Source organism: Pseudomonas sp. NY15374 (assembly GCF_048068255.1).
GTDB lineage: Bacteria > Pseudomonadota > Gammaproteobacteria > Pseudomonadales > Pseudomonadaceae > Aquipseudomonas > Aquipseudomonas machongensis.
Genome location: NZ_JBLUPZ010000002.1, coordinates 76,459 through 101,964 on the forward strand (window position 1 = coordinate 76,459; position 25,506 = coordinate 101,964).

At 61.4% G+C, this 25,506-nt stretch carries 24 protein-coding genes; 4 read left to right on the forward strand and 20 right to left on the reverse strand.

The genetic code is table 11. The features are described from left to right. The first annotated feature begins 18 nt into the window (after positions 1–18). Positions 19–882 (forward strand): pirin family protein, encoded by an 864-nt coding sequence (locus ACNFHO_RS04695; protein ID WP_416765465.1) that lies wholly within the window; start codon positions 19–21, stop codon positions 880–882. A 129-nt stretch (positions 883–1,011) separates the two neighbouring features. Here ACNFHO_RS04695 and ACNFHO_RS04700 read toward each other — a convergent pair whose 3' ends face one another. The 3 genes from ACNFHO_RS04700 to ACNFHO_RS04710 form a co-directional block, all read right to left on the reverse strand. Then, a complete protein-coding gene (locus ACNFHO_RS04700) occupies positions 1,012–1,737 on the reverse strand; it encodes a dienelactone hydrolase family protein (RefSeq protein ID WP_063545582.1) in 726 nt (241 codons plus the stop codon). 89 nt (positions 1,738–1,826) lie between these two features. Then, positions 1,827–3,032 (reverse strand): arabinose transporter, encoded by a 1,206-nt coding sequence (locus tag ACNFHO_RS04705; RefSeq protein WP_416765467.1) that lies wholly within the window; start codon positions 3,030–3,032, stop codon positions 1,827–1,829. Positions 3,033–3,092: 60 nt separating this feature from the next. Then, complete coding sequence (locus ACNFHO_RS04710; protein ID WP_416765469.1) at positions 3,093–3,959, reverse strand: SDR family oxidoreductase; 867 nt, start codon at positions 3,957–3,959, stop codon at positions 3,093–3,095. 226 nt (positions 3,960–4,185) lie between these two features. Here ACNFHO_RS04710 and ACNFHO_RS04715 point away from each other — a divergent pair, with 226 nt between their 5' ends. Further along, entirely contained in the window at positions 4,186–4,842 is a 657-nt protein-coding gene (locus ACNFHO_RS04715) for a TetR family transcriptional regulator (protein WP_371105606.1), read from the forward strand. Positions 4,843–4,897: 55 nt separating this feature from the next. On the opposite strand, the gene htpG is transcribed toward ACNFHO_RS04715, so the two are convergent. The 3 genes from htpG to ACNFHO_RS04730 form a co-directional block, all read right to left on the reverse strand. Further along, positions 4,898–6,805: a molecular chaperone HtpG gene (gene htpG, locus ACNFHO_RS04720; RefSeq protein WP_416765470.1), complete on the reverse strand. Its 1,908-nt coding sequence runs from the start codon at positions 6,803–6,805 to the stop codon at positions 4,898–4,900. Positions 6,806–6,893: 88 nt separating this feature from the next. Then, on the reverse strand, positions 6,894–7,352 hold the full coding sequence (locus ACNFHO_RS04725) for a PaaI family thioesterase (protein ID WP_054894246.1): 459 nt from the start codon (positions 7,350–7,352) through the stop codon (positions 6,894–6,896). After that, positions 7,349–7,825, reverse strand: a complete 477-nt coding sequence (locus ACNFHO_RS04730) for a PaaI family thioesterase (protein WP_054894247.1) — start codon at positions 7,823–7,825, stop codon at positions 7,349–7,351. The genes ACNFHO_RS04725 and ACNFHO_RS04730 overlap by 4 nt, the downstream gene beginning before the upstream one ends. Positions 7,826–7,980: 155 nt before the next feature. On the opposite strand from ACNFHO_RS04730, the gene ACNFHO_RS04735 reads away from it, so the two are divergent. Beyond that, entirely contained in the window at positions 7,981–8,256 is a 276-nt protein-coding gene (locus ACNFHO_RS04735; RefSeq protein WP_054894248.1) for a hypothetical protein, read from the forward strand. Positions 8,257–8,338: 82 nt separating this feature from the next. On the opposite strand, the gene ACNFHO_RS04740 is transcribed toward ACNFHO_RS04735, so the two are convergent. The 11 genes from ACNFHO_RS04740 to sdhC all read right to left on the reverse strand — a co-directional run bounded on the left by ACNFHO_RS04740 (position 8,339) and on the right by sdhC (position 22,324). Continuing rightward, a complete protein-coding gene (locus ACNFHO_RS04740) occupies positions 8,339–9,088 on the reverse strand; it encodes a DUF599 domain-containing protein (RefSeq protein WP_063545584.1) in 750 nt (249 codons plus the stop codon). Between the two features lie 198 nt (positions 9,089–9,286). Then, positions 9,287–10,600 carry a branched-chain amino acid transport system II carrier protein gene (gene brnQ, locus ACNFHO_RS04745; protein WP_054894250.1) on the reverse strand — a complete coding sequence of 438 codons (1,314 nt, stop codon included), beginning with the start codon at positions 10,598–10,600 and terminating at the stop codon, positions 9,287–9,289. Between the two features lie 388 nt (positions 10,601–10,988). Beyond that, complete coding sequence (gene sucD / locus ACNFHO_RS04750; protein ID WP_016393102.1) at positions 10,989–11,873, reverse strand: succinate--CoA ligase subunit alpha; 885 nt, start codon at positions 11,871–11,873, stop codon at positions 10,989–10,991. Beyond that, positions 11,873–13,039, reverse strand: a complete 1,167-nt coding sequence (sucC, locus tag ACNFHO_RS04755) for an ADP-forming succinate--CoA ligase subunit beta (protein WP_011534748.1) — start codon at positions 13,037–13,039, stop codon at positions 11,873–11,875. Before sucC ends, sucD begins: the two co-directional genes overlap by 1 nt. A 170-nt stretch (positions 13,040–13,209) precedes the next feature. Beyond that, positions 13,210–14,646, reverse strand: a complete 1,437-nt coding sequence (gene lpdA / locus ACNFHO_RS04760; protein WP_054894251.1) for a dihydrolipoyl dehydrogenase — start codon at positions 14,644–14,646, stop codon at positions 13,210–13,212. A 95-nt stretch (positions 14,647–14,741) separates the two neighbouring features. Beyond that, entirely contained in the window at positions 14,742–15,965 is a 1,224-nt protein-coding gene (odhB, locus tag ACNFHO_RS04765) for a 2-oxoglutarate dehydrogenase complex dihydrolipoyllysine-residue succinyltransferase (protein ID WP_112898754.1), read from the reverse strand. Positions 15,966–16,007: 42 nt separating this feature from the next. After that, the gene (locus ACNFHO_RS04770) at positions 16,008–18,839 is read right to left on the reverse strand and encodes a 2-oxoglutarate dehydrogenase E1 component (protein ID WP_063545586.1); all 2,832 of its coding nucleotides are present in this window, start codon (positions 18,837–18,839) and stop codon (positions 16,008–16,010) included. A 244-nt stretch (positions 18,840–19,083) separates the two neighbouring features. Then, entirely contained in the window at positions 19,084–19,788 is a 705-nt protein-coding gene (locus ACNFHO_RS04775) for a succinate dehydrogenase iron-sulfur subunit (RefSeq protein WP_012315348.1), read from the reverse strand. Between the two features lie 11 nt (positions 19,789–19,799). Further along, a complete protein-coding gene (gene sdhA, locus ACNFHO_RS04780) occupies positions 19,800–21,572 on the reverse strand; it encodes a succinate dehydrogenase flavoprotein subunit (protein ID WP_054894254.1) in 1,773 nt (590 codons plus the stop codon). A 3-nt stretch (positions 21,573–21,575) separates the two neighbouring features. Continuing rightward, positions 21,576–21,944 carry a succinate dehydrogenase, hydrophobic membrane anchor protein gene (sdhD, locus tag ACNFHO_RS04785; RefSeq protein ID WP_054894255.1) on the reverse strand — a complete coding sequence of 123 codons (369 nt, stop codon included), beginning with the start codon at positions 21,942–21,944 and terminating at the stop codon, positions 21,576–21,578. Continuing rightward, complete coding sequence (gene sdhC, locus ACNFHO_RS04790) at positions 21,938–22,324, reverse strand: succinate dehydrogenase, cytochrome b556 subunit (protein WP_023628897.1); 387 nt, start codon at positions 22,322–22,324, stop codon at positions 21,938–21,940. The genes sdhD and sdhC overlap by 7 nt, the downstream gene beginning before the upstream one ends. 351 nt (positions 22,325–22,675) lie before the next feature. Between sdhC and gltA the strand changes: the two genes are divergently transcribed. After that, positions 22,676–23,965 (forward strand): citrate synthase, encoded by a 1,290-nt coding sequence (gltA, locus tag ACNFHO_RS04795; RefSeq protein ID WP_054894257.1) that lies wholly within the window; start codon positions 22,676–22,678, stop codon positions 23,963–23,965. Between the two features lie 71 nt (positions 23,966–24,036). On the opposite strand, the gene ACNFHO_RS04800 is transcribed toward gltA, so the two are convergent. From ACNFHO_RS04800 to ACNFHO_RS04810, 3 genes are all read right to left on the reverse strand, one after another. Then, positions 24,037–24,645: an START domain-containing protein gene (locus ACNFHO_RS04800; RefSeq protein WP_372822373.1), complete on the reverse strand. Its 609-nt coding sequence runs from the start codon at positions 24,643–24,645 to the stop codon at positions 24,037–24,039. A 28-nt stretch (positions 24,646–24,673) separates the two neighbouring features. Beyond that, positions 24,674–24,928: a YkgJ family cysteine cluster protein gene (locus ACNFHO_RS04805; protein ID WP_054894259.1), complete on the reverse strand. Its 255-nt coding sequence runs from the start codon at positions 24,926–24,928 to the stop codon at positions 24,674–24,676. A gap of 107 nt (positions 24,929–25,035) precedes the next feature. Further along, positions 25,036–25,506, reverse strand: coding sequence for a hypothetical protein (locus ACNFHO_RS04810; protein WP_112898755.1), 471 nt, complete (start codon positions 25,504–25,506; stop codon positions 25,036–25,038).

Here is a 25,506-nt window from a genome sequence, read left to right on the forward strand (position 1 = left end):
CCCGTCCGGAGCCCGACCATGAGCAGCCCCCTGATCATCCGCCCACGTGCCGAATCGGTGGAGGGCCAACCGATTCTGCGTCCGCTGCCATCGGCTCAGTGCCGCAGCGTCGGCCCCTTCGTGTTCTTCGACCACATGCTGGAAACCGACTATGCACCCGGCAACGGCATGGACATCCGCCAGCACCCGCATATCGGCCTGTCGACCCTGACCTACCTGTTCGAAGGAGAGATCCTGCACAAGGACAGCCTGGGCTCGAACCAGCGCGTGCTGCCAGGTGACGTCAGCTGGATGACTGCCGGACGCGGCGTGGCACATGTGGAACGTACGCCGGCACAAGCCTTCGCCGAGGGCTCGCGGCTGCACGGCCTACAGGTGTGGCTGGCATCGCCCAAGACGCACGAACAGGGGGATCCGAGCTACAGCCACCACCCCGCAAGCAGCTTGCCGGTGAGTGACAACCTGGGAGTACGCATCCGCCTGATCGCCGGCACCGGATTCTGTCTGGAGTCGCCAGTACCGGTGCTCTCTCCTACCCTCTACGCCCAGGTGCAGATGCAGGCGGCAACCCCGCTGATCGTGCCGAACGAGCACGCACAACGGGCACTGTACCTGCTCGATGGCGAGCTGGTGCTAAACGGCGACGAGGTGGAGGCGTGCAGCCTGGTGGTGCTGCCAGAGGGCGAAGCAGTGGAGCTGTATGCCGAAGGCGAGTGCCAGTTGGTGCTGATAGGCGGCGCGCCGCTGGACGGACCGCGGCGGATGAACTGGAATTTCGTTGCCAGTGGTCCGCAGTTGATCGAACAGGCCCGGGCACGCTGGGCGGCAGGTGACTGGCCACAGGTGCCGGGGGAGACCTCCCGGATCGAGCTACCTCGCTAGGTTCGGCCGCTTTGCGGCCGTTCGCGGGCAAGCCCGCTCCCACAGGTGCAGCGCTGCTTGTCAGGGTTGCTCCATTCTTGTGGGAGCGGGCTTGCCCGCGAAGGGCTGCATAGCAGCCCCAATACACCGTCAGTGTGAAAACACTTCTTCCAGCAGATTGTGCATCGCGCGGAAGGCCCGCTCCGAGGTGCGACGGTCATACTGCATCTTGCCCGGCACGTTGGCATTCGGGTCGGTAAACGAATGTACCGCACCGCCATAGCTCAACAGTTGCCAATCGACCTTGGCAGCGTTCATTTCAGCCTCGAACGCCGGCAGTTGCTCCTGGGGCACCAGCGGGTCGGAAGCACCGTGGAGCACCAGCACCGAGCCCTTGATGCGCTTGGCATCTTCAGGGTTCGGCGTGTCCAGGGTGCCGTGGAACGACACCGCCGCTTTCAGATCAGCGCCGGTACGTGCCAGCTCCAGGGCGCAGCAGCCGCCGAAGCAGAAACCAAAGGTACCTACCTTGCCCGGCGCCAGCAGCGCCTTGGACTGCCCGAGCAATTGCGCCAGGGCTTCCTGCATGCGCTTGCGCAGCTCGGCGCGGTCGTTCTTCAACGGCATCATCGCCGCACCGGCCTCATCGGCGTTCGACGGGCGCACGCCCTGGCCATACAGGTCGGCGATCAACACCACATAGCCCTTCTCGGCCACTTCCTTGGCAATTCGCTCGGCACCTTCGCCGATGCCCATCCAATTCGGCGCCATCACCAGCCCTGGTCGCCCCAACGCCCCCGGCTCGTAAACCAGACGGCTTTCATAGCCTCTGCCGGAGACGTGATAGACCAGCGACTCGACGATTACCTTGCTCATCAAACTCCTCCTGAACCTGGAACTGTTCCGTATCACAATCCTAGTGTGTATGGACCCCGGTGCAAAAGGCTAGCCGATGCTGACGATCTTCATGATTGCAAAGGCACCGGTGTTGCGCCGAGCAAGCGCCAGGCGACCACCAACGCCAAGCCCACGCACACCGCACCCGCCAGATACACCGACGCCACGCCCCAGGTACTGGCCAGCACTCCAGCCAGGGGGCTGGCGATGCCCAGCGCGATATCGAGAAATGCCACATAGGCGCCCATGGCCAGGCTACGAGTATGCGGGGGCGCGCGACGCACCGCCTCCACGCCGAACGCTGGAAACGCCAGCGAGTAGCCAAAGCCGGTCAAGGCCGCCCCCAGGTAGGCAACCGCTTCGCTCGCCGCGCCCCAGATGAGCAATTGCCCGATCAGCTCGACTGCCACGCTCACCAGCGCGACGCGCGCGCCACCGATCTTGTCCGGAAGATGGCCGAAGAGGATCCGCGCAACGATGAACGCGACGCCGAAGGCAGTGAATGCCAGCGACGCATCGCCCCAGTCGCGGGCAGCGAACAAGAGAGCGATGAAGGCCGTTATCAAGCCGAAACCGACACTGGACAAGGCAAGGCCAAGACCCGGCGTCAGCACCGCCCCCAGCACCTGGTAGAAGGGTGTACGACGGGTCGCAGTCGGCGCCACACCGCGTACACCCATGACGCCAGCAAGTGCAAGCAGCGGGATGGCGATGGTCGCCAGGCTGATCCCAAGGAACCCCCACTGCGCCGCGATCATGACCCCTATCGGAGCGCCCAGCGCATAAGCCGCGAAGATCGCGATACCGACCCAGACCATCACATTGCCGGCATTCTGTGGCCCTACCCGCCCGACCGACCAGCCCAACGCCCCGGTCACGATCAGGCTTTCGCCGAGAGCCAGCAGGATGCGACCGAGCAGCAGCAGCCATACAGACGCCTGCGCACTGCTCAGAAACAGCAGCGAGGCCAGGTACGCCAAGCCCGATGCTGCGGCAAACAGCAATCCGAGGAGCACCGCCCGCTTGGCGCCGCGCACATCGGCAAAATTGCCGGCCCAGGCCCTGGAAAGCAGGGCGGCGATGAACTGGCTGCCCACCACCAGCCCGATCACGACCGTGCCCATGCCGAGCCGGTCATGCAAGTGCAAGGGCAATACCGGCATTTGCACGCCGATGGTGAGGAAGCCGATGAAGACGGCCAGGGTGATCGGCAGCAGCGTCAGAAATACACTGCCTGCCGCTGATGGCGAGGAACGCAAGGATTGTTGATTCATTGGGATGATCTTCGTCATGGAATACTGCGGGCACCTTTGCGGTCCCCGGGTTGGTAGGGCTCAGTCGGCGTGATAACCGGGTTGATCGAGCTCGGTGAGCAGGTCGGGCCAGCCGGGTTGCCAGCCCAACAGCCAGCGAGTGCGGGCGCTGGAGGCCGCCATATCGGCACCGGCCATCATGGCGAACCAGCCAAAGTGTTCTGCGGGGCGCGGTTCCACCGGCACACCCAACTGGCGCCCGATCACCTGGGCTATCGCTTTGAACGGCACGGCCTCGTCTGCCACGGCGTGGTACACCGGTTGGCTGACGCCTTCCTCCAGGGCCAGGCGGTACAGACGCGCAGCATCCTGGCGGCGCACACCCGACCAGCAATTGCGTCCCTCACCGATGTACGCCGAAACTCCGCTCTGGCGTGCCAACTTCGCCAGGATAGGCACGAAGCCGTGGTCACCCAGACCATGCACCGAGGGCGGCAGGCGCACGGTGGCAGCACGCACACCGCGCTCGGCCAAGGCTCGTGCCGCCGCTTCGGATTGGCGCAGCCCGCCGGAAACCGGCCTGTCCGCTTCGACCGCATGACGCGGCAGGCCGGAAAGGCCCGAGGTCACCAGCAAAGGCCGTTGCGAGCCCTGCAATGCACTGCCCAGCACGTCTATCACCTGACGGTCCTGCTCACAGTTTGCGGCGAACCGGGAAAAGTCGTGGTTGAACGCGGTATGGATCACCGCATCGGCCGAAGCTGCTGCCTGGCGCAGGGCATCGTGGTCATCGAGGGTCGCGCAGAGTACGCCTGCCCCCGTGGAAGCCAGGGCGGCGGCCTTCTCGCTGGAGCGGGCAAGCCCGGTGACGCGATGACCGGCCTCGATCAAATCACGGGTTACCGCCGAGCCCAGCCAGCCCGTGGCACCGGTTACGAATACATGCATGAGCTACTCCTGAAGCGATGGTAAACCTGACTGATTCGTCGTATCAGGAGCAAATGGTACGGCCGATGTTCCAGGTTGGATAATCGCCAGGAGAGTCGCATTAGCCATGCAAAACAACCCATTGATAAATATCGATTCATGGGCAGAAATCGACATTCGGGATCGCATTTGCAGTCGCATTTGCGACCAGGCATCGGGTTGAATCAGGCGAACCCGCCCACCTAAGATGCGCACAAATCATCACATCAGCGCCATGGACATGACCCGCAAACGCCCACAGATCACCTCGCGCAAGCACCCTCAGCAGGCCCGCTCGACCGAGCTGGTCTCTGCGATCCTGCAGGCCGCCACGCAGGTGCTGGCCGATGAAGGCGTCACCCGCTTCACCACGGCGCGGGTAGCGGAAAGAGCCGGCGTGAGCGTGGGATCGCTGTACCAGTACTTTCCAAACAAGGCAGCGATCCTGTTCCGACTGCAGGTCGAAGAATGGCGCGAAACCAGCGAGATGCTCAGCAGCATTCTCGAGGATGTCGGCAAACCCGTATTCGAGCGTCTGCGCATGCTGGTGCAGGCGTTCATTCGCTCGGAGTGCGAGGAGGCGTCGATGCGCGTGGCACTGAACGATGCAGCCCCCCTTTATCGCGATGCGCCGGAGATCCAGCAAGCGCGCGCGGCGGCAGACCTGACCTTCGAGCGTTTCATCGAGGAAGTGCTGCCCCAGGCCAGTGCTCAGACCCGGGCGCTGGCAGGCGAGCTGATCGTCAGCACCTTCGCCAGCGCTGGCAAAAGTTTCTCGGAACAGCCGCGCACCGAGGCGCAGATCAAGGCCTACGCCGATGCGATGGCCGATATGTTCTGCGCATACCTGACAAGCTTGCGCTAGCGCTCGGCGGGCACAAAAAAACCCGCCGAAGCGGGTTTTTTCATGAAGCTCGAACTCAGGCCGACAGCTCGACCAGCAGCTTGTTCAAGCGACGTACATAGGCCGCCGGATCCTTGAGGCTGTCACCGGCAGCCAGGGCCGCCTGGTCGAACAGGATGTGCGACAGCTCCGAGAAGCGATCCTCGCTCTGCTCGTTGTCGAGCTTCTCGATCAGCGGGTGAGTCGGGTTGAACTCGAAGATCGGCTTGGAATCCGGCACCTTCTGCCCGCTGGCCTCAAGGATCTGGCGCATCTGCAAGCCCAGGTCCTGCTCGCCAATGGCCAGGATCGCCGGCGAGTCGGTCAGGCGGTGGGAAACGCGGACTTCAGCCACGCTGTCACCCAGCGCACTCTTCAGACGCTCGACCAGCCCTTCCTTGTCCTTGGCGACTTCTTCCTGGGCCTTCTTGTCCTCTTCGGAATCCAGCTTGCCCAGGTCCAGATCGCCACGCGCGACGTCAACAAAGCCCTTGCCTTCGAACTCGCTCAGGTAGCTCATCAGCCACTCGTCGATGCGATCGGTCAGCAGCAGCACTTCGATGCCTTTCTTGCGGAAGACTTCCAGGTGCGGGCTGTTCTTCACCTGCGCATACGACTCACCGGTGAGGTAGTAGATCTTGTCCTGGCCTTCCTTGGCGCGGGCCAGGTAGTCCGCCAGGCTGACGCTCTGTTCGCCGCTGTCGTCGTGGGTGGAGGCAAAGCGCAGCAGGCCTGCGATCTTCTCCTTGTTGGCGAAGTCTTCCGCCGGGCCTTCCTTCAGCACCTGGCCGAAGTTCTTCCAGAAGCCTTTGTACTGCTCGGGCTCGTTCTTGGCCAGCTTGTCCAGCATGTCCAATACGCGCTTGGTCAGGGCCGACTTCATCGAGTCGATGATCGGGTCTTTCTGCAGGATTTCACGCGACACGTTCAGCGACAGGTCGTTGGAGTCGACCACACCCTTGATGAAGCGCAGGTACAGCGGCAGGAACGACTCGGCCTGGTCCATGATGAACACGCGCTGCACATACAGCTTCAAGCCGCGCGGCGCTTCGCGCTGGTACAGGTCGAAGGGGGCGCGGGCCGGTACGTACAGCAGCGAGTTGTACTCGAGCTTGCCTTCGACCTTGTTGTGGCTCCAGGCCAGCGGGTTCTCGAAGTCATGGCCGATGTGCTTGTAGAACTCCTGGTATTCCTCGTCCTTGATCTCGGTACGCGAACGGGTCCACAGGGCGCTGGCGCGGTTGACGGTTTCCCATTCCTCGGCCGGCTGCTCTTCGCCTTCGGCGGCAGCAGCCTGCTCCTTGGGCAACTGGATCGGCAGGGCAATGTGGTCGGAGTACTTCTTGACCACGTTGCGCAGACGCCAGCCGTCGGCGAACTCCTGCTCGTCCTTCTTCAAGTGCAGGACGATGCGGGTGCCGCGCTGCGGCTTGTCGATGGTGGCGACTTCAAAGTCGCCCTCGCCTTTGGATGACCAATGCACGCCTTCGGCTGCAGGTGCGCCGGCACGACGGCTGAAGACATCGACCTTGTCGGCGACGATGAAGGCAGAGTAGAAGCCCACACCGAACTGACCGATCAGGTGCGAGTCCTTCTTCTGGTCGCCGGTGAGGTTCTTCATGAAGTCGGCGGTGCCGGACTTGGCGATGGTACCCAGGTGCGCGATGACATCGGCGCGGCTCATGCCGATACCGTTGTCTTCCAGCGTCACGGTGCCAGCGTCCTTGTCGAAGCTGACGCGAATCTTCAGATCGGCATCGCCCTCGAGCAGCTCAGGCTTGGCCAAGGCTTCGAAACGCAGCTTGTCGGCAGCGTCAGAGGCGTTGGAGATCAGCTCGCGCAGGAAGATCTCCTTGTTCGAGTACAGCGAATGGATCATGAGGTGCAGCAGTTGCTTGACCTCGGTCTGGAAGCCCAGGGTTTCTTTTTGAGTCTCCACACTCATCGTCTTCAAACTCCGATCTGTTGGTCATTGCACCCGACGGCAATTGCGCATGGCCGGGCAGATGTTCAGCAGATGGGGGCATGTCCGACTATTTCAAGGGCTTATGCGGTTCGATCTTGAAATGCGCCCGGGCAGTGGCGATAGGCGAGTCGCGATCGCCTTGCCAGGCGGTGATCGCCACGTTGGTCACTCGACGGCCCTGGCGCCAGAGCTGGCACTGGGCATAAGTGTCGCGGTAGTGCCCGGCGCGCAGGTAGTCGATGGAGAAGTCGATGATCTTGGGAATGCTCAGGCTCTCGCTGAAAATCAGCAGATAGAGCGCTGCCGAAAGCTCCATGAAACCCGCAATGACACCCCCATGGATGGCCGGCAGCAAAGGGTTGCCGATGTTGTCCTGATTGGCCGGCAGGCGGAACAGCAGATCATCGCCCTGGCGCTCGCATTCGATGCCGATCAGCCCGGCATAGGGAATCAGCGCCAGCAACGGCGCATAGTCGCCGCGGGCGTGGGCCTGAGTCAGCTGCTTGCGAACTTCCTCGGGAATCATGCCCTGCCCTCCTTGAGGCCGCTGCCGAAACGGATACCACCACGGGCCTCCTGCCCAAGACGCATGAAGGTGCCGACCACCTGACAGATCGGCTGAGCAGGGTCGTCCTGATAGGCCGTGCCGCGGGTGAAGATCACATCACGGGTGACGCGATAACACTGGGCATGGCCATGGATGTCCTTGCCAGGCTGCGCAGGATGCATATAGTCGATACGCAGGTCCAGGGTCGGGCAGACTTCGAACTGCGGCAGTACACAAAGGGTGGCCATGCCGCAGGTGGTGTCCATCAGCGTGGTCAGTACGCCGCCATGGACGGCGCCAGTCTGTGGATTGCCAACGATCGCTGCCGACCAAGGCAGTATCAGGGTCATGCCCTCGGCATCAGCGTGATGGACACGCATCTGCAACACCTGGCAATGCCTGAGGGCTGAAAGAAAACGTCCAGCCATCGCCATCAAGGCCGTCTCACTCATGGTCCGCATACTCCTTGCCGACTCGACATTTCACAAATCAACGGAAAAGTCGATATAGAACGGGGTGTTATATATCTGCAACCTGCGTTGAACTTATGGCTGGCGGATGGACTCGAAGGTTTCAAGTAAGTTATTCCACCAAGGAGAAACACCCCATGCGTAAACCTTTTGCTTTTGCTCTGATGCTGGCCGCTGCCATGGGCCTGGCTGCTTGCGACAAGGCGAGCGAAGACAAAGCCCAGGACGCACAGCAACATGCCGAGCAAGCCCAGGAGAAGATGGGCGAGGCTCAGGATAAAGTGAACGAGGCCGCCAAGGAAAACGCCGAAGCCGCCAAAGATCAGGCCGAAGCGCAGCAGAAAGCCGCCGAGGAAGCCCAGCCTTCCACTCCGGCACCTTCCACTGCTCCGGCCGAACCTGCCAAGCAGTAATTATGCTGAACGGAAAAACCCGACTTGCGTCGGGTTTTTTTGTGCCTGCAACTAACTGATGAAACGCTTCAGTCAGCGTCTATCAATTCATATGTACCGAAGTGTCCTTGCCCGCTTCGCTGTGCACACTTTCAGTGGGTGTGAAGACCATCACTTCCAGTACATGGGAGTGGAACTCCCGTCGGTACAGAATGAATACGACTCCGATACTCAGCACCATGAACATCCAGGGACTGACGAACCAACTGAGCATGGCCATGCCGAAGTAATACGAGCGCAGCCCCAGGTTGAACTGGTTGGCCGCCAGCGAAAGCACCCTCGCCGCGCGTGAAGCGAAGGCTTTGCGCTCCAGCTCGCTGACCTGCCGCTCACCGATCATCGGCGCCGAACCCACCAACACCGCAGCGAAATTGTATTGGCGCATGCACCAGCTGAAGGTGAAGAAGGCATAGACGAACACCATCGCCAGGCACAGCAGCTTGATCTCCGACATCCCCTGCGAGGCCTGCTGCACCAGCGGCAGGTCGGCCAGCAGCGACAGCGCGCGATCGGAGGCGCCGAGCACGGTGAGGATACCTGCCAGGATGATCAGGGTGCTCGAGGCAAAAAACGAGGCATTGCGCTCCAGGTTGCCGATCACGCTGGCGTCGGCGATGCGGTTGTCGCGCAGCAGCATACGGCGCATCCAGTCTTCCCGGTAGAGATGCAGGACGCTGGCCAGGCACGCTGTGTCGCGCCCCTTCCATGTGGCGTAGCGGGTGTAGCCGCCCCAGCACAGCGCAAACCAGGCGATGGCCAGCAGGTTGTGGAGATTGCTTTGGATGAAGGTCATGCCGGGTTCCAGAGGCCAGGTGCATAGAAAGGTTAGAATCCGAATTCGACGTTGGCTATCGGCGAAAGACACATGCGGGCTCTGAAAACCTCGTTGCCAACAAAAAGCCCCGCATCCTTTCGGATACGGGGCTTCGGGTTCAAACACCCAGCAAGTGCCAATGGGCTTGTGGCCAGCACTGCTGCAGGCTTCAACCCATCAGGCCAGCGCCTCGCGTGGCTTGCCGAGCAGACGATCACAGACCACCGCGGCGGCCAGGGCGATCACCGAAGGCACCAGCCAGGCCAAGCCCTGCTCGCTCAGCGGCAAGTGCGCCACCGCGTCCGGCAGGATGTGCGCCAGGCTGCTGCCCTTGATCGCATCGACCATGCCGAACAGCAGCGAAACGAGCATGACCGGCGCGAGAATGCGTACCGGCGAGTTCCACAGGTCCTTCACGAAGCTCAGGCCCACGACCACGATGCATGGCGGGTAGATGGCGGTCAGCACCGGGATCGAGAACATGATCAGCTTGGTCAGGCCCAGGTTCGAGATCAGCAGCGAGAAGCCCGCCAGGATCACCACCAGGGCACGGTACGACAGCGGCAGGATCTGGCTGAAGTACTCGGCACAGGCGCAGGTCAGGCCCACGGCAGTGACCAGGCAGGCCAGCGCGATCAGCACGGCCAGGAAACCACTGCCCAGCGAGCCGAAGGTGTGCTGCACGTAGGCATGCAGAACCGCAGCACCGTTGCTCGCGTTCGCAGCGATCTCATGGCTGCCGGCGCCGAGGCGGAACAGGCTGATGTAGACCAGGGCCAGGCCGACACCGGCGATCAGGCCGGCGATGATGGCGTAGCGAGTGATCAGCTTGGGCGACTCCACACCGCGCGAGCGAATGGCGTTGACGATGACGATGCCGAACACCAGGGCACCGAGGGTATCCATGGTCAGGTAGCCATTGATGAAGCCTTGGGAGAACGGAGCTGCGACGTAAGCTGGCTGCGCGTCACCAATCGAGCCCGCTGGCAGCGCAAAGGCAGCAATGCCGAGCACCGCCAGGGCGATGATCTTCAACGGTGCCAGGAAGCGACCGACGGTATCGAGCAGCTTGCCCGGATACATCGACACGGCCAGCACCACAGCGAAGTACACCAGGCTGTAGATGAACAGCGCCAGCGGGCTTTCACCGGTCAGTGGCGCCACACCCACCTCGAACGAAACGGTCGCGGTGCGCGGGGTAGCGAACAGCGGGCCGACCGAGAGGTAGCAGACTGCCGCCAACAGGCCGCCGAAGAACTTGCCGATCGGGCTGCTCAGGGCATCCATCCCGCCACCGACCTTCGCCAGGGCAACCACGGTAATGACTGGCAGACCCACGGCGGTGACCAGGAAGCCCAGCGCCGCCATCCACACGTGCGGACCGGACTGCAGACCAACGATAGGCGGGAAGATGATATTGCCCGCACCGACGAAAAGCGCGAACGTCATAAAGCCAAGCGCCAGGATGTCCTGGCCTTTTAACACTTTCATTTAAGGAAGTACCACACTGCTGAAATCGGGATTCGAGAAGGGATTTCCACATGGATGAGGGAAATGCTGCCCGGCTTGATGAGCCAGACCCGTTTAGCGTGTCGTTCCCTTTTGGGGTACGGGCACAGAGTGAACGCGTAGGTTACAGAATTTGCCGGGCAAACGCACTGCAATGGTGCTGGTTGTCCGATGTGCGTATGTGTTTGTCGTCTGCGTGACCGAGGATGGCTGGATTATCCTCGGATTGAAACCATCGTCTGCTGGAAAAATCCTATGGGCCCGATCGAATAATCTGAGTTGTCATTTCCGGGCCCATCGCGGGACGACCCAGAACGACAAAGGCCACCCGAAGGTGGCCTCTGTGCGCGTGGGGGGTATAGCGTGTTACTTACTTCTTGGCTTCCCAGCCAGTCAGCTCGGCCAGGGCCTTGCCGATGTCAGCCAGGGAACGCACGGTCTTCACGCCAGCGTCCTGCAGTGCAGCGAATTTCTCGTCTGCAGTGCCTTTGCCGCCGGAGATGATGGCGCCAGCGTGGCCCATACGCTTGCCCGCAGGTGCGGTAACGCCAGCGATGTAGGAAACGACAGGCTTGGTGACGTTGGCCTTGATGTAGGCAGCAGCTTCTTCTTCAGCCGAACCGCCGATCTCACCGATCATGACGATCGCTTCGGTCTTCGGGTCTTCCTGGAACAGCTTCAGGATGTCGATGAAGTTGGAGCCTGGGATCGGGTCACCGCCGATGCCGACGCAGGTCGACTGGCCGAAGCCGGCGTCGGTGGTCTGCTTGACCGCTTCGTAGGTCAGGGTGCCGGAACGGGAAACGATACCGACCTTGCCTGGCAAGTGAATGTGACCTGGCATGATGCCGATCTTGCACTCGCCCGGAGTGATGACGCCTGGGCAGTTAGGGCCGATCAGGGTGACACCCAGCTCGTCGCACTTGACCTTGGCGTCCAACATGTCGAGGGTAGGAATACCTTCGGTGATGCAGACGATCAGCTTGATGCCGCCAAAGGCCGCTTCCAGGATCGAGTCCTTGCAGAACGGAGCCGGAACGTAGATGACCGAAGCGTCAGCGCCGGTTGCTTCCACAGCTTCCTTGACGGTGTTGAACACCGGCAGGCCCAGGTGGGTGGTGCCACCCTTGCCTGGGGTGACGCCGCCGACCATCTTGGTGCCGTAGGCGATGGCTTGTTCGGAGTGGAAAGTACCCTGCGAGCCGGTGAAGCCCTGGCAGATGACTTTGGTGTCTTTATTGATCAGGACGCTCATTACTTGCCCTCCGCAGCTTTGACAACTTGTTGAGCAGCGTCGGTCAGGCTGGTTGCCGCAATGATGTTCAAACCGCTTTCTGCCAGTACTTTAGCGCCCAGTTCGGCGTTGTTGCCTTCGAGGCGGACAACGACCGGTACTTTCACGCCGACTTCTTTCACTGCACCGATGATGCCTTCGGCAATCATGTCGCAACGAACGATACCACCGAAGATGTTGACCAGAACGGCCGCGACATTGCTGTCGGACAGGATGATCTTGAACGCTTCGGTAACGCGTTCCTTGGTAGCGCCGCCGCCAACGTCGAGGAAGTTGGCTGGCTTGCCGCCGTGCAGGTTGACGATGTCCATGGTACCCATGGCCAGACCGGCACCGTTGACCATGCAGCCGATGTTGCCTTCCAGCGCTACGTAGTTCAGTTCGAACTTGGCAGCGTGGGCTTCACGGGCGTCGTCCTGGGACGGGTCGTGGAAGGTCTTCAGCTTAGGCTGACGGTACATGGCGTTGGCATCGATGTTGATCTTGGCATCGAGGCAGTGCAGGTCGCCGTCGGCCTTGATCACCAGCGGGTTCACTTCCAGCAGGGCCAGGTCGTGATCCTTGAACAGCTTGGCCAGACCTACGAAGATCTTGGCGAACTGTTGTACTTGCTTGCCTTCCAGGCCCAGCTGGAATGCCAGCTCGCGACCCTGGAACGGCTGAGCGCCGACCAGCGGGTCGATGGTAGCCTTGAGGATCTTCTCAGGAGTTTCGTGAGCGACTTTCTCGATGTCCACGCCACCTTCGGTGGAAGCCATGAACACGATACGACGGCTCGAACGATCCACTACAGCGCCCAGGTACAGCTCTTTGGCGATGTCAGTGCAGGATTCGACCAGGATCTTGGAGACTGGCTGACCGTTGGCGTCAGTCTGGTAGGTAACCAGATTCTTGCCCAACCACTGCGCAGCGAACGCCTTGGCGTCTTCCTTGCTGCGAACCAGCTTGACGCCGCCCGCTTTACCGCGACCACCAGCGTGGACCTGGGCTTTGACAACCCACTCGGAACCGCCGATCTTGTCGCAGGCTTCTGCGGCTTGCTCAGGGGTATCTACAGCGAAACCCTTGGAAACTGGCAGGCCGTACTCAGCGAACAGCTGTTTACCCTGATACTCGTGAAGATTCATGCTTTTTACCGTCTTCGTTAGGTACTGCGCTTCGGCGCTGCGCTGTTTCCAGAGCCGCGCCACCTGTGACCGTTAACCCCGGATTTTTCCGGTGGCCCGGTCCGGCGGACATTCCGCGGTGGATCTTGCACGCAAGACCCACGACGGGCAGCCCGCCGTGGTTTTTATAATTAACGCTTCTTACGGTTGGCCACGTGAATGGCACCGCCATTCACAGCCAGCGCTGCTTCATGCAACGCTTCGGACAGGGTCGGATGGCTGAAGACCATCATGCCCAGGTCCTCGGCACTGGTGCCGAATTCCATTGCGATCGCGCCTTGCTGAACCAGCTCGGCAGCCGATGGGCCGATCACGTGAACACCCAGGACGCGGTCGGTCTTGGCATCGGCGATGACCTTGACGAAGCCACCGGTGTCGTTGGCAGCCATCGCACGGCCGCTGGCCGCGAACGGGAAGGTGCCCACGTTAACCTCAACGCCTTCGGCTTTCAATGCTTGTTCGGTCTTGCCGACCCACGCGATTTCCGGGTGGGTGTAGATAACCGAAGGGATCAGGTCGTAGTTCATCTGAGCCTTGTGGCCCTTGATGCGCTCGACGACCATGATGCCCTCTTCCGAGGCCTTGTGTGCCAGCATCATGCCGCGAACCACGTCGCCGATGGCGTAGACGCCCGGCACGCTGGTGGCGCAGTAGTCGTCGACGAAGATGTAGCCACGCTCGTCGATGTTCACACCGCTGTCGGCAGCCAGCAGATCGGTAGTCACAGGACGACGGCCGACCGCAACGATCAGCTTGTCGAAGACGATCTTCTGCTCGCCTTCGGCGTTGGTGTAGGTGACTTCGACTTCGTCGCCGTTGACTTTGGAGCCAGTGACGCGCGCGCCCAGCTTGATGTCCAGGCCTTGCTTGGTCAGGGTCTTCTGAGCTTCTTTCGAGACGGCGGTGTCGGCAGCCATCAGGAAGGTGTCCAGCGCTTCCAGCACGGTCACTTCAGCACCCAGGCGAGCCCAGACCGAGCCCAGCTCCAGGCCGATGACGCCGGCGCCGATCACGCCCAGGCGCTTGGGTACCGATTGGAATTCCAGGGCGCCGGTGGAGTCGACGATGACGTTCTGGTCGACCGGAGCCGGCGGAATGTCGATCGGACGCGAGCCGGAGGCCAGGATCACGTTCTCGGCTTCGATGACTTCGGTAGTGCCGTCAGCCTTGGTGACTTCGACTTTCTTGCCAGCCAGCAGCTTGCCGTGGCCCTGGATCGAAGTAACGCCGTTGGCCTTGAACAGGGTGGCAACGCCACCGGTCAGGTTCTTGACGATACCAGCCTTGCGGCCAACCATCGCGGCGACGTCCATCTTCACTTCGCCAGTGGAGATGCCGTGGACGTTGAAGCTTTCTTTTGCTTCCTTGTATTTCCAGGAGCTGTCCAGCAGCGCCTTGGAAGGAATGCAACCTACGTTCAGGCAGGTGCCGCCCAGGGCCAGCTTGCCCTCGGCGTCGGTGTACTTCTCGATACAGGCAGTCTTCAGACCAAGTTGGGCAGCCTTGATGGCAGCAACATAGCCGCCAGGACCCGCACCAATCACCACTACGTCGAATTTCTGGGTCATAAAAGATTCCTTATCAGCTTCAAGCTACAAGCCGCACGCGGCAAGGCGACCTGCTCCGGTCGGGAGCCTGTCGCCTGCAGCGTGCAGCTGCGTGATTAGATGTCCAGCAGCAGACGGGACGGATCTTCCAGCAGGTTCTTGATGGTCACCAGGAAGGTTACCGCTTCCTTGCCGTCGATCAGGCGGTGGTCATAGGACAGCGCCAGGTACATCATCGGGCGAATGACCACTTGGCCATTGATCGCCATCGGACGCTGGATGATGTTGTGCATACCCAGGATCGCGGCCTGCGGCGGGTTGACGATCGGGGTCGACATCATCGAACCGAAGGTACCACCGTTGGTGATGGTGAAGGTACCGCCGGTCATCTCTTCGATCGACAGCTTGCCGTCACGGGCCTTCTTGCCGAAGGTGGCGATGCCGTTCTCGATCTCGGCCAGCGACATCGACTCGGCATTGCGCAGCACCGGTACCACCAGGCCACGGTCGCTGGAGACGGCAACGCCGACGTCCGCGTAGCCATGGTAGACGATGTCGTTGCCATCGATCGAAGCGTTGACTGCCGGGAAGCGCTTCAGCGCCTCGGTGGCGGCCTTGACGAAGAACGACATGAAGCCCAGGCGTACGCCGTTGTGGGTCTTCTCGAACAGGTCCTTGTACTTCGAACGCAGGGCCATGACTTCGGTCATGTCGACTTCGTTGAAGGTGGTCAGCATGGCCATGCTCGACTGGGCTTCGACCAGACGCTCGGCGATCTTGGCGCGCAGGCGGGTCATCGGCACGCGCTTCTCGGTGCGATCGCCAGCAGCGACGACAACCGGAGCAGCGGCAGCAGCAGCCGGCTTGGCAGCAGGTGCGGCAGGGGCCGACTTCTTGTTGGCGACTGCAGCCACCACGTCTTCCTTGGTGATGCGACCGCCTTTACCGGTACCGGAAACGGTCGCCAGGTCGATGCCGTTCTCTTCGGCCAGCTTGCGCGCGGCAGGGGCGGCAACCGGGTCGTCTTCGCCAGCGTCGGCGCCAGCAGCGGCCGGAGCGGCAGCAGGAGCAGCGGCGGCGGCAGGTGCTGCAGCAGCAGCGCCACCTTCAACGATCGAACCCAGGACTTCGTCGGACAGGACGGTGTCGCCCTCGCCCTTGACGATGTCGCCCAGCACGCCATCGGCGGTGGCCAGGACTTCCAGGACGACCTTGTCGGTCTCGATGTCGACGATCAGCTCGTCACGCTTGACGGCTTCGCCCGGCTTCTTGTGCCAGGTGGCAACGGTGCCATCGGCAACCGATTCCGGGAAGGTTGGGGCTTTGATCTCGATAGCCATTATCAGTGTTTCCTTAAATTCGGTTTCAGGTGCGCGAAGGCATTAGACAGTGAACGCGTCTTGCAGCAGCTTTTCCTGCTGTTCGGCGTGCTTCGATGCGTAACCACAGGCTGGCGCGGCAGAAGCGTCGCGACCGGCGTACTCCAGGACCAGCGCCTTGTTGTGGCGGCCCAGGATACGGCGCATGTGATGCTGGCTGCTGTACCAGGCGCCCTGGTTCATCGGCTCTTCCTGACACCACACTGCATGCTTGAGGTTGGTGTAAGGCGCCAGGATCTCGACCAGGTCGTCCTCAGGGAACGGATACAGCTGCTCGATACGCACGATGGCGATGTCTTCGCGGCCTTCGGCACGGCGTTTTTCCAGCAGGTCGTAGTAGACCTTGCCGCTGCACAGCACCAGGCGCTCGACCTTGGCCGGATCGATGGCATCGATTTCCGGGATCACGGTCTGGAACGAGCCTTCTGCCAGATCTTCCAGCGTCGAGATGGCCAGCTTGTGGCGCAGCAGCGACTTTGGCGTCAGCACGATCAGCGGCTTGCGCAGCGGACGGATGACCTGACGACGCAGCAGGTGGTAGATCTGCGCCGGCGTGGTCGGTACGCACACCTGAATGTTGTGCTCGGCGCACAGCTGCAGGTAGCGCTCCAGACGCGCCGAGGAGTGCTCGGGGCCCTGGCCTTCGTAGCCGTGTGGCAGCAGCATGGTCAGGCCGCACAGACGACCCCACTTGTGCTCGCCGCTGGTGATGAACTGGTCGATCACCACCTGCGCACCGTTGGCGAAGTCACCGAACTGAGCTTCCCAGATCACCAGCGCGTTCGGCGTGGTGGTGGAGTAGCCGTATTCGAAGGCCAGTACAGCTTCTTCCGAGAGGTAGGAGTCGTACAGTTCGAACTTCGGCTGGCCCGGGAACAGGTTCTTCAGCGGAACGTAGGTGCTGGCGTCCTTCTGGTTGTGCAGCACCGCGTGACGGTGCGAGAAGGTGCCACGGCCGATGTCCTGGCCGGTCATGCGGATCGGGTGACCTTCGAACTGCAGAGTGGCGTAGGCCATGGTCTCTGCGTAACCCCAGTTGATCGGCAAGCCACCGGCCTGCATCTTCTGGCGATCTTCGTAGATCTTGGCGACCTGGCGCTGAACGACAAAACCTTCCGGCAGCTCGAGCAGCTTGGCCGACAGCTCCTGCAGGGTCTTGAGGTCGAAGCGCGTGTCGTGACGCGCGGTCCAGGCATGGCCCAGGTACGGACGCCAGTCGACGAACAGCTCGCGGTTAGGCTCCTTGACCAGGCTCTTGACCACGTGCAGGCCGTTGTCCAGCGCGTTGCGGTACTCGTCGATCTTGGCCTGAGCGCGCTCGGCGTCGATGCGACCGGCTTGAATCAGCGCGTCGGCGTACAGCTCACGGGTGGTGCGCTGCTTGGTGATCTGCTGGTACATCAGCGGCTGGGTGCCGTTCGGCTCGTCGGCCTCGTTGTGGCCGCGACGACGGTAGCAGACCAGGTCAATCACCACGTCACGCTTGAACTGCATGCGGTAGTCGATGGCCAGTTGCGTCACGAACAGCACAGCTTCCGGATCGTCGCCGTTCACGTGCAGGATCGGCGCCTGGATCATCTTGGCCACGTCGGTGGCGTACTCGGTGGAGCGCGCATCCAGCGGGTTGCTGATGGTGAAACCGACCTGGTTGTTGATCACGATGTGCACGGTACCGCCGGTCTTGAAACCGCGGGTCTGCGACATCTGGAAGGTTTCCATGACCACGCCCTGGCCTGCGAAAGCCGCGTCGCCGTGGATCGAGATCGGCAGGACCTTGTCGCCGACAGTGTCGTTGCGGCGGTCCTGGCGGGCACGAACCGAACCCTCTACCACTGGCGAGACGATTTCCAGGTGGGACGGGTTGAACGCCATTGCCAGGTGGACTTCACCACCAGGGGTCATGACGTTGCTGGAGAAGCCCTGGTGATACTTCACGTCACCGGAGCCCAGCTCGTTCATCTTCTTGCCTTCGAACTCGTCGAACAGCTCGCGCGGGTTCTTGCCGAAGGTGTTGACGAGCACGTTCAGACGGCCACGGTGGGCCATGCCGATCACGACTTCCTTGGTGCCGTAGGAGCCGGAACGCTGGATCATTTCGTCCAGCATCGGAATCAGGCTTTCGCCGCCTTCCAGACCGAAGCGCTTGGTACCCGGGTACTTGGTGCCCAGGTATTTCTCCAGGCCTTCACCCGCGGTAACGCGCTCGAGCAGGTGAGTCTGCACGTCAACGGAGAAATCAGGACGGCCACGAACGCTTTCGAGGCGCTGCTGGAACCAGCTGCGTTGCTCGGAATCGACGATGTGGGTGAACTCGGCGCCAATGGTGCGACAATATGTCTTCTGCAGCGCCTCGAAGATTTCGCGTAGGCTCGCTTCCTCTTTGCCGATGAACAGGTCGCCGGCACGGAAGGTCGTATCAAGGTCGGCATTGGTCAAGCCGTAGTGATTGATCGACAGGTCTACAGGCGCAGGGCGCTGCCACAACCCCAACGGGTCGAGCTTGGCAGCCTGATGGCCGCGCATACGATAGGCCTGGATCAGTCGCAGCACTTCAACCTGCTTCTTCTCGTGTTCACTGCTCACGCTCCCGGCGGAAACCGGTTGGGCGCGGCGCTGGTTCTTTGCCAGCAGTACGAAATGGTCGCGGATCGTAGAGTGCGATACGTCGGTAGCGGTGCTGCCGTCGGCGGGCAACTTCTGGAAGTAGGTGCGCCACTCTTCTGGCACAGCGTTAGGGTCGTGCAGGTAGAGCTCGTAGAGCTCTTCCACATATGCAGCGTTACCACCTGAAAGGTGGGCGCTTTCCCACATGCGCTGCATCACGCTTTCTTGCATGCTTGGTCACCCTCGGTTAGGGGACGGATCGGCAAGAACCACGCAAACCTGGAAAAGTCCGAACACAGCGACTAACCACGCCACCTGGATCCTGCAGATTTTCCGGGTACCAGCCCGGAAGCCCCTGCTGGTCTCATATCTTCATAGGTAATGAGCGCGGGCTTTTTGGGCCCTTGCTCGGGTTTTACCTCGGCGCGGGCTCACCACCCGCGCTTCGGCTTACTGCTGGTGCAACATTTTTGAATCAGGTGCCGCTCTGCAGCAGCATGTTACGTACGTGGCCGATCGCCTTGGTCGGGTTCAGACCCTTCGGGCAGACGTTCACGCAGTTCATGATCCCGCGGCAGCGGAACACGCTGAACGGGTCATCCAGCGACGCCAGACGCTCCTGCGTCTTGGTGTCACGGCTGTCGGCCAGGAAACGATAGGCCTGCAGCAACGCGGCGGGGCCCAGGAACTTGTCCGGGTTCCACCAGAACGATGGGCAGGAGGTCGAGCAGCAAGCGCACAGGATGCACTCGTACAGACCGTCCAGCTTGTCGCGATCTTCCGGCGACTGCAGACGCTCGATGGCCGGAGCCGGAGTGTCGTTCTGCAGGAATGGCTTCACCTTCTCGTACTGCTTGTAGAAGATGCTCATATCGACGACCAGGTCACGAATGACCGGCAAACCTGGCAGCGGGCGCAGGACCAGCTTGTTGCCCTTGACCACACCCGACAGCGGGGTGATGCAGGCCAGGCCGTTCTTGCCGTTCATGTTCATGCCATCGGAACCGCAAACGCCTTCACGGCAGGAGCGACGGTACGAGAAGCCCTCGTCCTTCTCCTTGATCAGCGCCAGTACGTCCAGCACCATCAGGTCCTTGCCACCGGTATCGACGTCGAACGACTCCATCTTGGGCGCCGAGTCGGTGTCCGGGTTGTAACGATAAACTTCGACTTTCAACATAGCGGCCACCCTTAGTAAGTCCGGACTTTTGGTTCGAAGGCAGGAACTGTCTTCGGCGCAAAGTTGACGCCACGCTTGGCGACGCGCTTCTCACCCGGGTAGTACAGGGTGTGGCACAGCCAGTTCTCGTCGTCACGGTCTTCGAAGTCTTCACGGGCGTGCGCGCCGCGGGACTCTTTACGGGCTTCGGCTGCGATGGCGGTCGCTTCGGCAACTTCCAGCAGGTTCTGCAGCTCCAGCGCTTCGATACGCGCGGTGTTGAAGGCCTGGGACTTGTCGTTGATCTTGACGTTGGCAATGCGGTCACGCAGGCCGGCCAACTGCTCGATACCCTTCTGCATGTATTCGCCAGTACGGAATACACCGAAGTAGTTCTGCATGCAGCTCTGCAGCTCGCGCTTGAGGCTTGCGACATCTTCGCCAGTGGTGCGCTCGTTGAGCTTGTTCAGGCGGTTCAGGGCAACGTCGACATCGGTGTCGCTCGCGTCGCGGTACTCGACGCCGTCGCTCAGTGCTTTTTCCAGGTGCAGGCCGGCTGCGCGACCGAATACCACCAGGTCGAGCAGCGAGTTGCCGCCCAGGCGGTTGGCACCGTGAACCGATACGCACGCCACTTCACCCACAGCGAACAGGCCTGGGATGATCTGGTCCTTGCCTTCGGCGTCCATGGTGATGGCCTGGCCATGAATGTTGGTGGCAACGCCGCCCATCATGTAGTGGCAGGTCGGCACGACCGGAACCGGCGCGACCACCGGGTCGACGTGGGCGAAGGTCTTGGACAGCTCGCAGATGCCTGGCAGGCGGCTGTGCAGCACTTCCTCGCCCAGGTGGTCCAGCTTCAACAGTACGTGGTCCTTGTTCGGGCCCACGCCGTTGCCGGCGATGATTTCCTTGACCATGGAACGGGCGACCACGTCGCGGCCAGCCAGGTCCTTCGCGTTCGGCGCGTAACGCTCCATGAAGCGCTCGCCGTGGGCGTTGATCAGGTAGCCACCCTCACCGCGGCAACCTTCGGTGACCAGTACACCGGCGCCGGCGATACCGGTCGGGTGGAACTGCCACATCTCGATGTCCTGCACCGGCACGCCTGCACGCAGGGCCATGCCGATACCGTCGCCGGTGTTGATCAGGGCGTTGGTGGTGGAGGCGTAGATACGACCTGCACCGCCGGTGGCCAGAACGGTGGCCTTGGACTTGATGTACATGGTTTCGCCGGTTTCGATGCAGATCGCGATCACACCGACGAACGCGCCGTCCTGGTTCTTGACCAGGTCAACGGCGTAGTACTCGTTGAGGAAGGTGGTGCCCGCCTTCAGGTTGCCCTGATAGAGGGTGTGCAGCAGGGCGTGACCGGTACGGTCGGACGCGGCGCAAGTACGCGCAGCCTGGCCGCCCTTGCCGAAGTCCTTGGACTGGCCACCGAACGGACGCTGGTAGATACGGCCGGTTTCGGTACGCGAGAACGGCAGGCCCATGTGGTCCAGCTCGAAAACCGCAGCCGGGCCTTCCTGACACATGTATTCGATAGCGTCCTGGTCACCGATGTAGTCGGAACCCTTGACGGTATCGTACATGTGCCAGCGCCAGTCGTCGTTCGGGTCGGCCGAAGCGATGGCGCAGGTGATGCCGCCCTGGGCGGATACAGTGTGCGAACGGGTCGGGAACACCTTGGTGACTACTGCGGTCTTGTGGCCGCCTTGAGCCAGCTGCAGTGCTGCGCGCATGCCCGCACCGCCGCCACCGATGATGATGGCGTCGAACGAAATGGTTGGAATGTTAGCCATGAATCAGATACCCCAGAGAATCTGCACACCCCAGACGAAGTAAGCGAACATCGCAACGCCGCATACCGCCTGGAACAGGAAACGAATCGCAGTCGCCGACTTGCCGAACGACATCGGCGTCAGGTAGTCGGTGGCAATGGTCCACATGCCGACCCAGGCGTGAGCGCCCAGGGCAACGAGTGCCAGCAGACTGAAGATCCGCATCGCGTTGTTGGAGAACAGAGCGTGCCACTGGGCATAGTCGATGCCCGGGTGGATCGCGAGGTAGCCGATCAGGAAAATGAAGTAAGCCGCGAGAACGACCGCCGAGACGCGCTGCGCCATCCAGTCATAGAGGCCCGAACGCGACAGGTTCGTGACATTAGTTACCATACCCAAACTCCCGCCAGAACGATCAGCACCACGGAGATGACGATCACGATTTTCGAGCCCAGCTTGCCGCCTTCCAGCGTCTCACCGACACCCATGTCCATGATCAGGTGGCGAACACCTGCGACGAGGTGATACAGCAGGCCGGACAGCAGGCCCCAGGTCACCAGTTTGGCCAGCGGACTGGTCAGACACGCCTTCACCTCGGCAAAGCCCTCCTCGGAACCCAGCGACTTGCCCAATGCGTACAGCATGATGGCAAGGCCGAGGAACAGGATGACGCCGGAAATACGGTGAAGAATGGACGTGTACGCGGTGATCGGGAGTTTGATGGTCCTTAGGTCTAGGTTTACAGGTCGTTGGCTTTTCACGGCTTTTTTCACACTGAAGAGCCCCTAGCGAACAGGGCAAAGTTGTTGGTAAGTGTACTGGTCAGGTACCCACCACCGAAGAGAACACGACACCCAGCAGGGCGGGCTGGAAAGCCCCTGGGAGTCGGCTGCCGAGTATAGACAGTTAGGCTGCTTATGACAACGTAAGGGGCTAGCCCGAATAGCGCATTGCCTTTAGCGAGCAAAAGGCGTAAACGGGCGGCAATTTCGTGAAAATCATGGGCTTGGAGGGTGTTTCAACCAGCCTTTAGGCAAATTGACATTCGAATTTATCCCTCTATAGTGGTGCGGGCCCTGCGTGGGGGGTCTGTCTGATGATTTCAAGCATTAATAGGAGGCCACATGGCTGACAAAAAAGCGCAGTTGGTCATCGAGGGCGCAGCCCCCGTAGAGCTGCCCATTTTAACCGGCACCGTTGGTCCCGATGTTATCGACGTCCGCGGGTTGGGGGCATCCGGTCACTTCACCTTCGACCCCGGTTTCATGGCGACCGCCTCGTGCGAGTCGAAGATCACCTACATCGACGGCGACAAGGGCGTGCTGCTGCACCGCGGCTACCCGATCGAACAGCTCGCCGAGCAATCGGACTACCTGGAAACCTGCTACCTGCTGCTCAACGGCGAACTGCCGAACGCAGAGCAGAAGGCCCAGTTCGTCAGCACCGTGAAGAACCACACCATGGTCCACGAGCAGCTGAAATCCTTCTTCAACGGTTTCCGCCGCGACGCCCACCCGATGGCCGTCATGTGCGGCGTGGTCGGCGCCCTCTCGGCGTTCTATCACGACTCGCTGGACATCAATAATCCGCAGCACCGCGAAATCTCCGCCGTGCGCCTGGTCGCCAAGATGCCGACGCTTGCAGCGATGGTGTACAAGTACTCCATGGGCCAACCCATGATGTACCCGCGCAACGACCTGTCGTATGCAGAGAACTTCCTGCACATGATGTTCAACACCCCGTGCGAGATCAAACCGATCAGCCCGGTGCTGGCCAAGGCGATGGACCGGATCTTCATCCTCCACGCCGACCACGAGCAGAACGCCTCCACCTCCACCGTGCGCCTGGCCGGGTCTTCGGGTGCCAACCCGTTCGCCTGTATCGCCGCCGGTATCGCCGCACTGTGGGGCCCTGCCCACGGCGGTGCGAACGAAGCGGTCCTGACCATGCTCGATGAAATCGGCGATGTCTCGAACATCGACAAGTTCATCGCCAAGGCCAAGGACAAGAACGATCCGTTCAAACTGATGGGCTTCGGTCACCGCGTCTACAAGAACCGCGACCCGCGCGCCACCGTGATGAAGCAGACCTGCGACGAAGTCCTGCGCGAGCTGGGCATCAAGGACGATCCGCAGCTGGAACTGGCGATGCGCCTGGAAGAGATCGCCCTGACCGATCCGTACTTCATCGAGCGCTCGCTGTACCCGAACGTCGACTTCTACTCGGGGATCATCCTCAAGGCGATCGGCATTCCAACCAGCATGTTCACCGTGATCTTCGCCCTGGCACGTACCGTGGGCTGGATCTCGCACTGGAAGGAAATGCTCTCCGGCCCGTACAAGATTGGCCGTCCGCGCCAGCTGTACACCGGCGAGCCGCAGCGCGACATCACCGCACTGAAAGACCGCAAGTAAGCCGCCCAGGCTGAACGCAAGAAGGCTGCCCTCGGGCAGCCTTTTTCATTGGGCCATTCGACGAAAGAACCTCAGTTCTTCTCGGCCCGCTCACGCAAGCCTTTCAGCGTATTGAACGGCGCATCCACCACGAACTTGTTGGCCAACCACGAAGGCACGCTACCACCTGGCTCGGTGTGCACCTGATAAGTCACCTCGGTGCTGTCGCCCTTGGGCACCAGCTTCCAGAAGCCCTCGACCTGCGCCACGCGCACGAAGCCCTTCTCCTCCGGCAGGTACTTCGGATCGCCCTCGAGCTTGCGGGTCAGGCTGCCGTCGGCTTCCTGCACCGTGGTCACGTGCAGGATCGAATCGCGCGGCGTCACCGGCCAGGGCGTATTGAACTGGGTGTAGGTCCAGCTCTGGTCGCCCTCATGCTTGAGCAGCTTTTGCGACTTGCACTCATGCACCCAGGCGCAGGCACCGGCTACATCCTCCTGCAGCGCCTTGACCTTGGCCAACGGCGCCTTGATGACGGTCACCCCACGGTAGGCCTTGTACTTGGAACCCGACACCTCGCTGAGGGACACCTTGATGCCCTCCTCGTCCTTGGCCACCTGCCAGCTCTCGGCCCAGGCCGCCGGCGCCAGCAAGACACCCATGCCACACAGCAGTACAACGCGCTTGATCGATCTCATCATCTTGTTCCTTTTGTCGAAGATCCAAACGTCACGCCGCCGTCATCTGCTCCAGCCAGCCAATGATCCTGATCGCATCGTCGCGATCACTGCCGCAGACATCCACCTCGGCCTTGAACCCGCCACAGACCTTTGGCCGTTCGGGCTTGCCGAACAAGGCGCAGAGATAGTCCACGGACAGGTGCAGGCAACGCTCGCCCGCCGGCTTGCCCTGAGGCATACCGGGGATCGGCGAACTGATGGACGGGGCAATGCAGCAGGCACCGCAGCCCTCACGGCATTTCATGACAACTGGACTCCCTGGAACTGGACGGGACGGACATCCCTGGATACTAACCGCTCAAACATATGTTTGAAATTACCGAACCGATGAAATCCGTAGTGACTCGGCAGTCAGTTGCGAAATTCGAAATCGATGGCGGCACCCTCGACATCACGGCGACTGTCGTTGCGCAACTGCAACTGCATTTCGTTGCTGATGAGCCGGCCGTTGAGCTGGAACGGGCTGTCATCGGACGCGGGCTTTTCGGGGAACATCGATGGCAGCAGGGGTTTGCGCGTCGACGAGGCATTGCCGACATCCGGCTTGAGGTTCTTCACCATCTCGGTCGGCAGGCTCAGATCGAGCTTGGGATTGGGCAGTGGCTTGCTCGCCGCCTTGCTGACCGGCTTGCTCTTCGGCTTTGGCTTAGGCTTGCTTGCGGGTTTACTGGCCGTCTTCGCCGGGGTCTTGACCGCCGGTTTGGCGGTCTTGCTCTGGGAGACTTCGCTCTTGGCCTGCACCTGCGCAGCCCGCACCGACGCCCCCGGCAACCAGGGCAGCGCAAGACACAGGATCAGGGCAATAGGGCGAAACGCATTCAT

Excerpts from the sequence above, each read along its gene's own strand:
- ACNFHO_RS04695 (WP_416765465.1), top strand. The coding sequence starts at position 19 with ATGAGCAGCCCCCTGATCATCCGCCCACGTGCCGAATCGGTGGAGGGC.
- ACNFHO_RS04700 (WP_063545582.1), bottom strand. The coding sequence starts at position 1,737 with ATGAGCAAGGTAATCGTCGAGTCGCTGGTCTATCACGTCTCCGGCAGA.
- ACNFHO_RS04705 (WP_416765467.1), bottom strand. The coding sequence starts at position 3,032 with ATGAATCAACAATCCTTGCGTTCCTCGCCATCAGCGGCAGGCAGTGTA.
- ACNFHO_RS04710 (WP_416765469.1), bottom strand. The coding sequence starts at position 3,959 with ATGCATGTATTCGTAACCGGTGCCACGGGCTGGCTGGGCTCGGCGGTA.
- ACNFHO_RS04715 (WP_371105606.1), top strand. The coding sequence starts at position 4,186 with ATGCGCACAAATCATCACATCAGCGCCATGGACATGACCCGCAAACGC.
- htpG (WP_416765470.1), bottom strand. The coding sequence starts at position 6,805 with ATGAGTGTGGAGACTCAAAAAGAAACCCTGGGCTTCCAGACCGAGGTC.
- ACNFHO_RS04725 (WP_054894246.1), bottom strand. The coding sequence starts at position 7,352 with ATGATTCCCGAGGAAGTTCGCAAGCAGCTGACTCAGGCCCACGCCCGC.
- ACNFHO_RS04730 (WP_054894247.1), bottom strand. The coding sequence starts at position 7,825 with ATGAGTGAGACGGCCTTGATGGCGATGGCTGGACGTTTTCTTTCAGCC.
- ACNFHO_RS04735 (WP_054894248.1), top strand. The coding sequence starts at position 7,981 with ATGCGTAAACCTTTTGCTTTTGCTCTGATGCTGGCCGCTGCCATGGGC.
- ACNFHO_RS04740 (WP_063545584.1), bottom strand. The coding sequence starts at position 9,088 with ATGACCTTCATCCAAAGCAATCTCCACAACCTGCTGGCCATCGCCTGG.
- brnQ (WP_054894250.1), bottom strand. The coding sequence starts at position 10,600 with ATGAAAGTGTTAAAAGGCCAGGACATCCTGGCGCTTGGCTTTATGACG.
- sucD (WP_016393102.1), bottom strand. The coding sequence starts at position 11,873 with ATGAGCGTCCTGATCAATAAAGACACCAAAGTCATCTGCCAGGGCTTC.
- sucC (WP_011534748.1), bottom strand. The coding sequence starts at position 13,039 with ATGAATCTTCACGAGTATCAGGGTAAACAGCTGTTCGCTGAGTACGGC.
- lpdA (WP_054894251.1), bottom strand. The coding sequence starts at position 14,646 with ATGACCCAGAAATTCGACGTAGTGGTGATTGGTGCGGGTCCTGGCGGC.
- odhB (WP_112898754.1), bottom strand. The coding sequence starts at position 15,965 with ATGGCTATCGAGATCAAAGCCCCAACCTTCCCGGAATCGGTTGCCGAT.
- ACNFHO_RS04770 (WP_063545586.1), bottom strand. The coding sequence starts at position 18,839 with ATGCAAGAAAGCGTGATGCAGCGCATGTGGGAAAGCGCCCACCTTTCA.
- ACNFHO_RS04775 (WP_012315348.1), bottom strand. The coding sequence starts at position 19,788 with ATGTTGAAAGTCGAAGTTTATCGTTACAACCCGGACACCGACTCGGCG.
- sdhA (WP_054894254.1), bottom strand. The coding sequence starts at position 21,572 with ATGGCTAACATTCCAACCATTTCGTTCGACGCCATCATCATCGGTGGC.
- sdhD (WP_054894255.1), bottom strand. The coding sequence starts at position 21,944 with ATGGTAACTAATGTCACGAACCTGTCGCGTTCGGGCCTCTATGACTGG.
- gltA (WP_054894257.1), top strand. The coding sequence starts at position 22,676 with ATGGCTGACAAAAAAGCGCAGTTGGTCATCGAGGGCGCAGCCCCCGTA.
- ACNFHO_RS04800 (WP_372822373.1), bottom strand. The coding sequence starts at position 24,645 with ATGATGAGATCGATCAAGCGCGTTGTACTGCTGTGTGGCATGGGTGTC.
- ACNFHO_RS04805 (WP_054894259.1), bottom strand. The coding sequence starts at position 24,928 with ATGAAATGCCGTGAGGGCTGCGGTGCCTGCTGCATTGCCCCGTCCATC.
- ACNFHO_RS04810 (WP_112898755.1), bottom strand. The coding sequence starts at position 25,506 with ATGAATGCGTTTCGCCCTATTGCCCTGATCCTGTGTCTTGCGCTGCCC.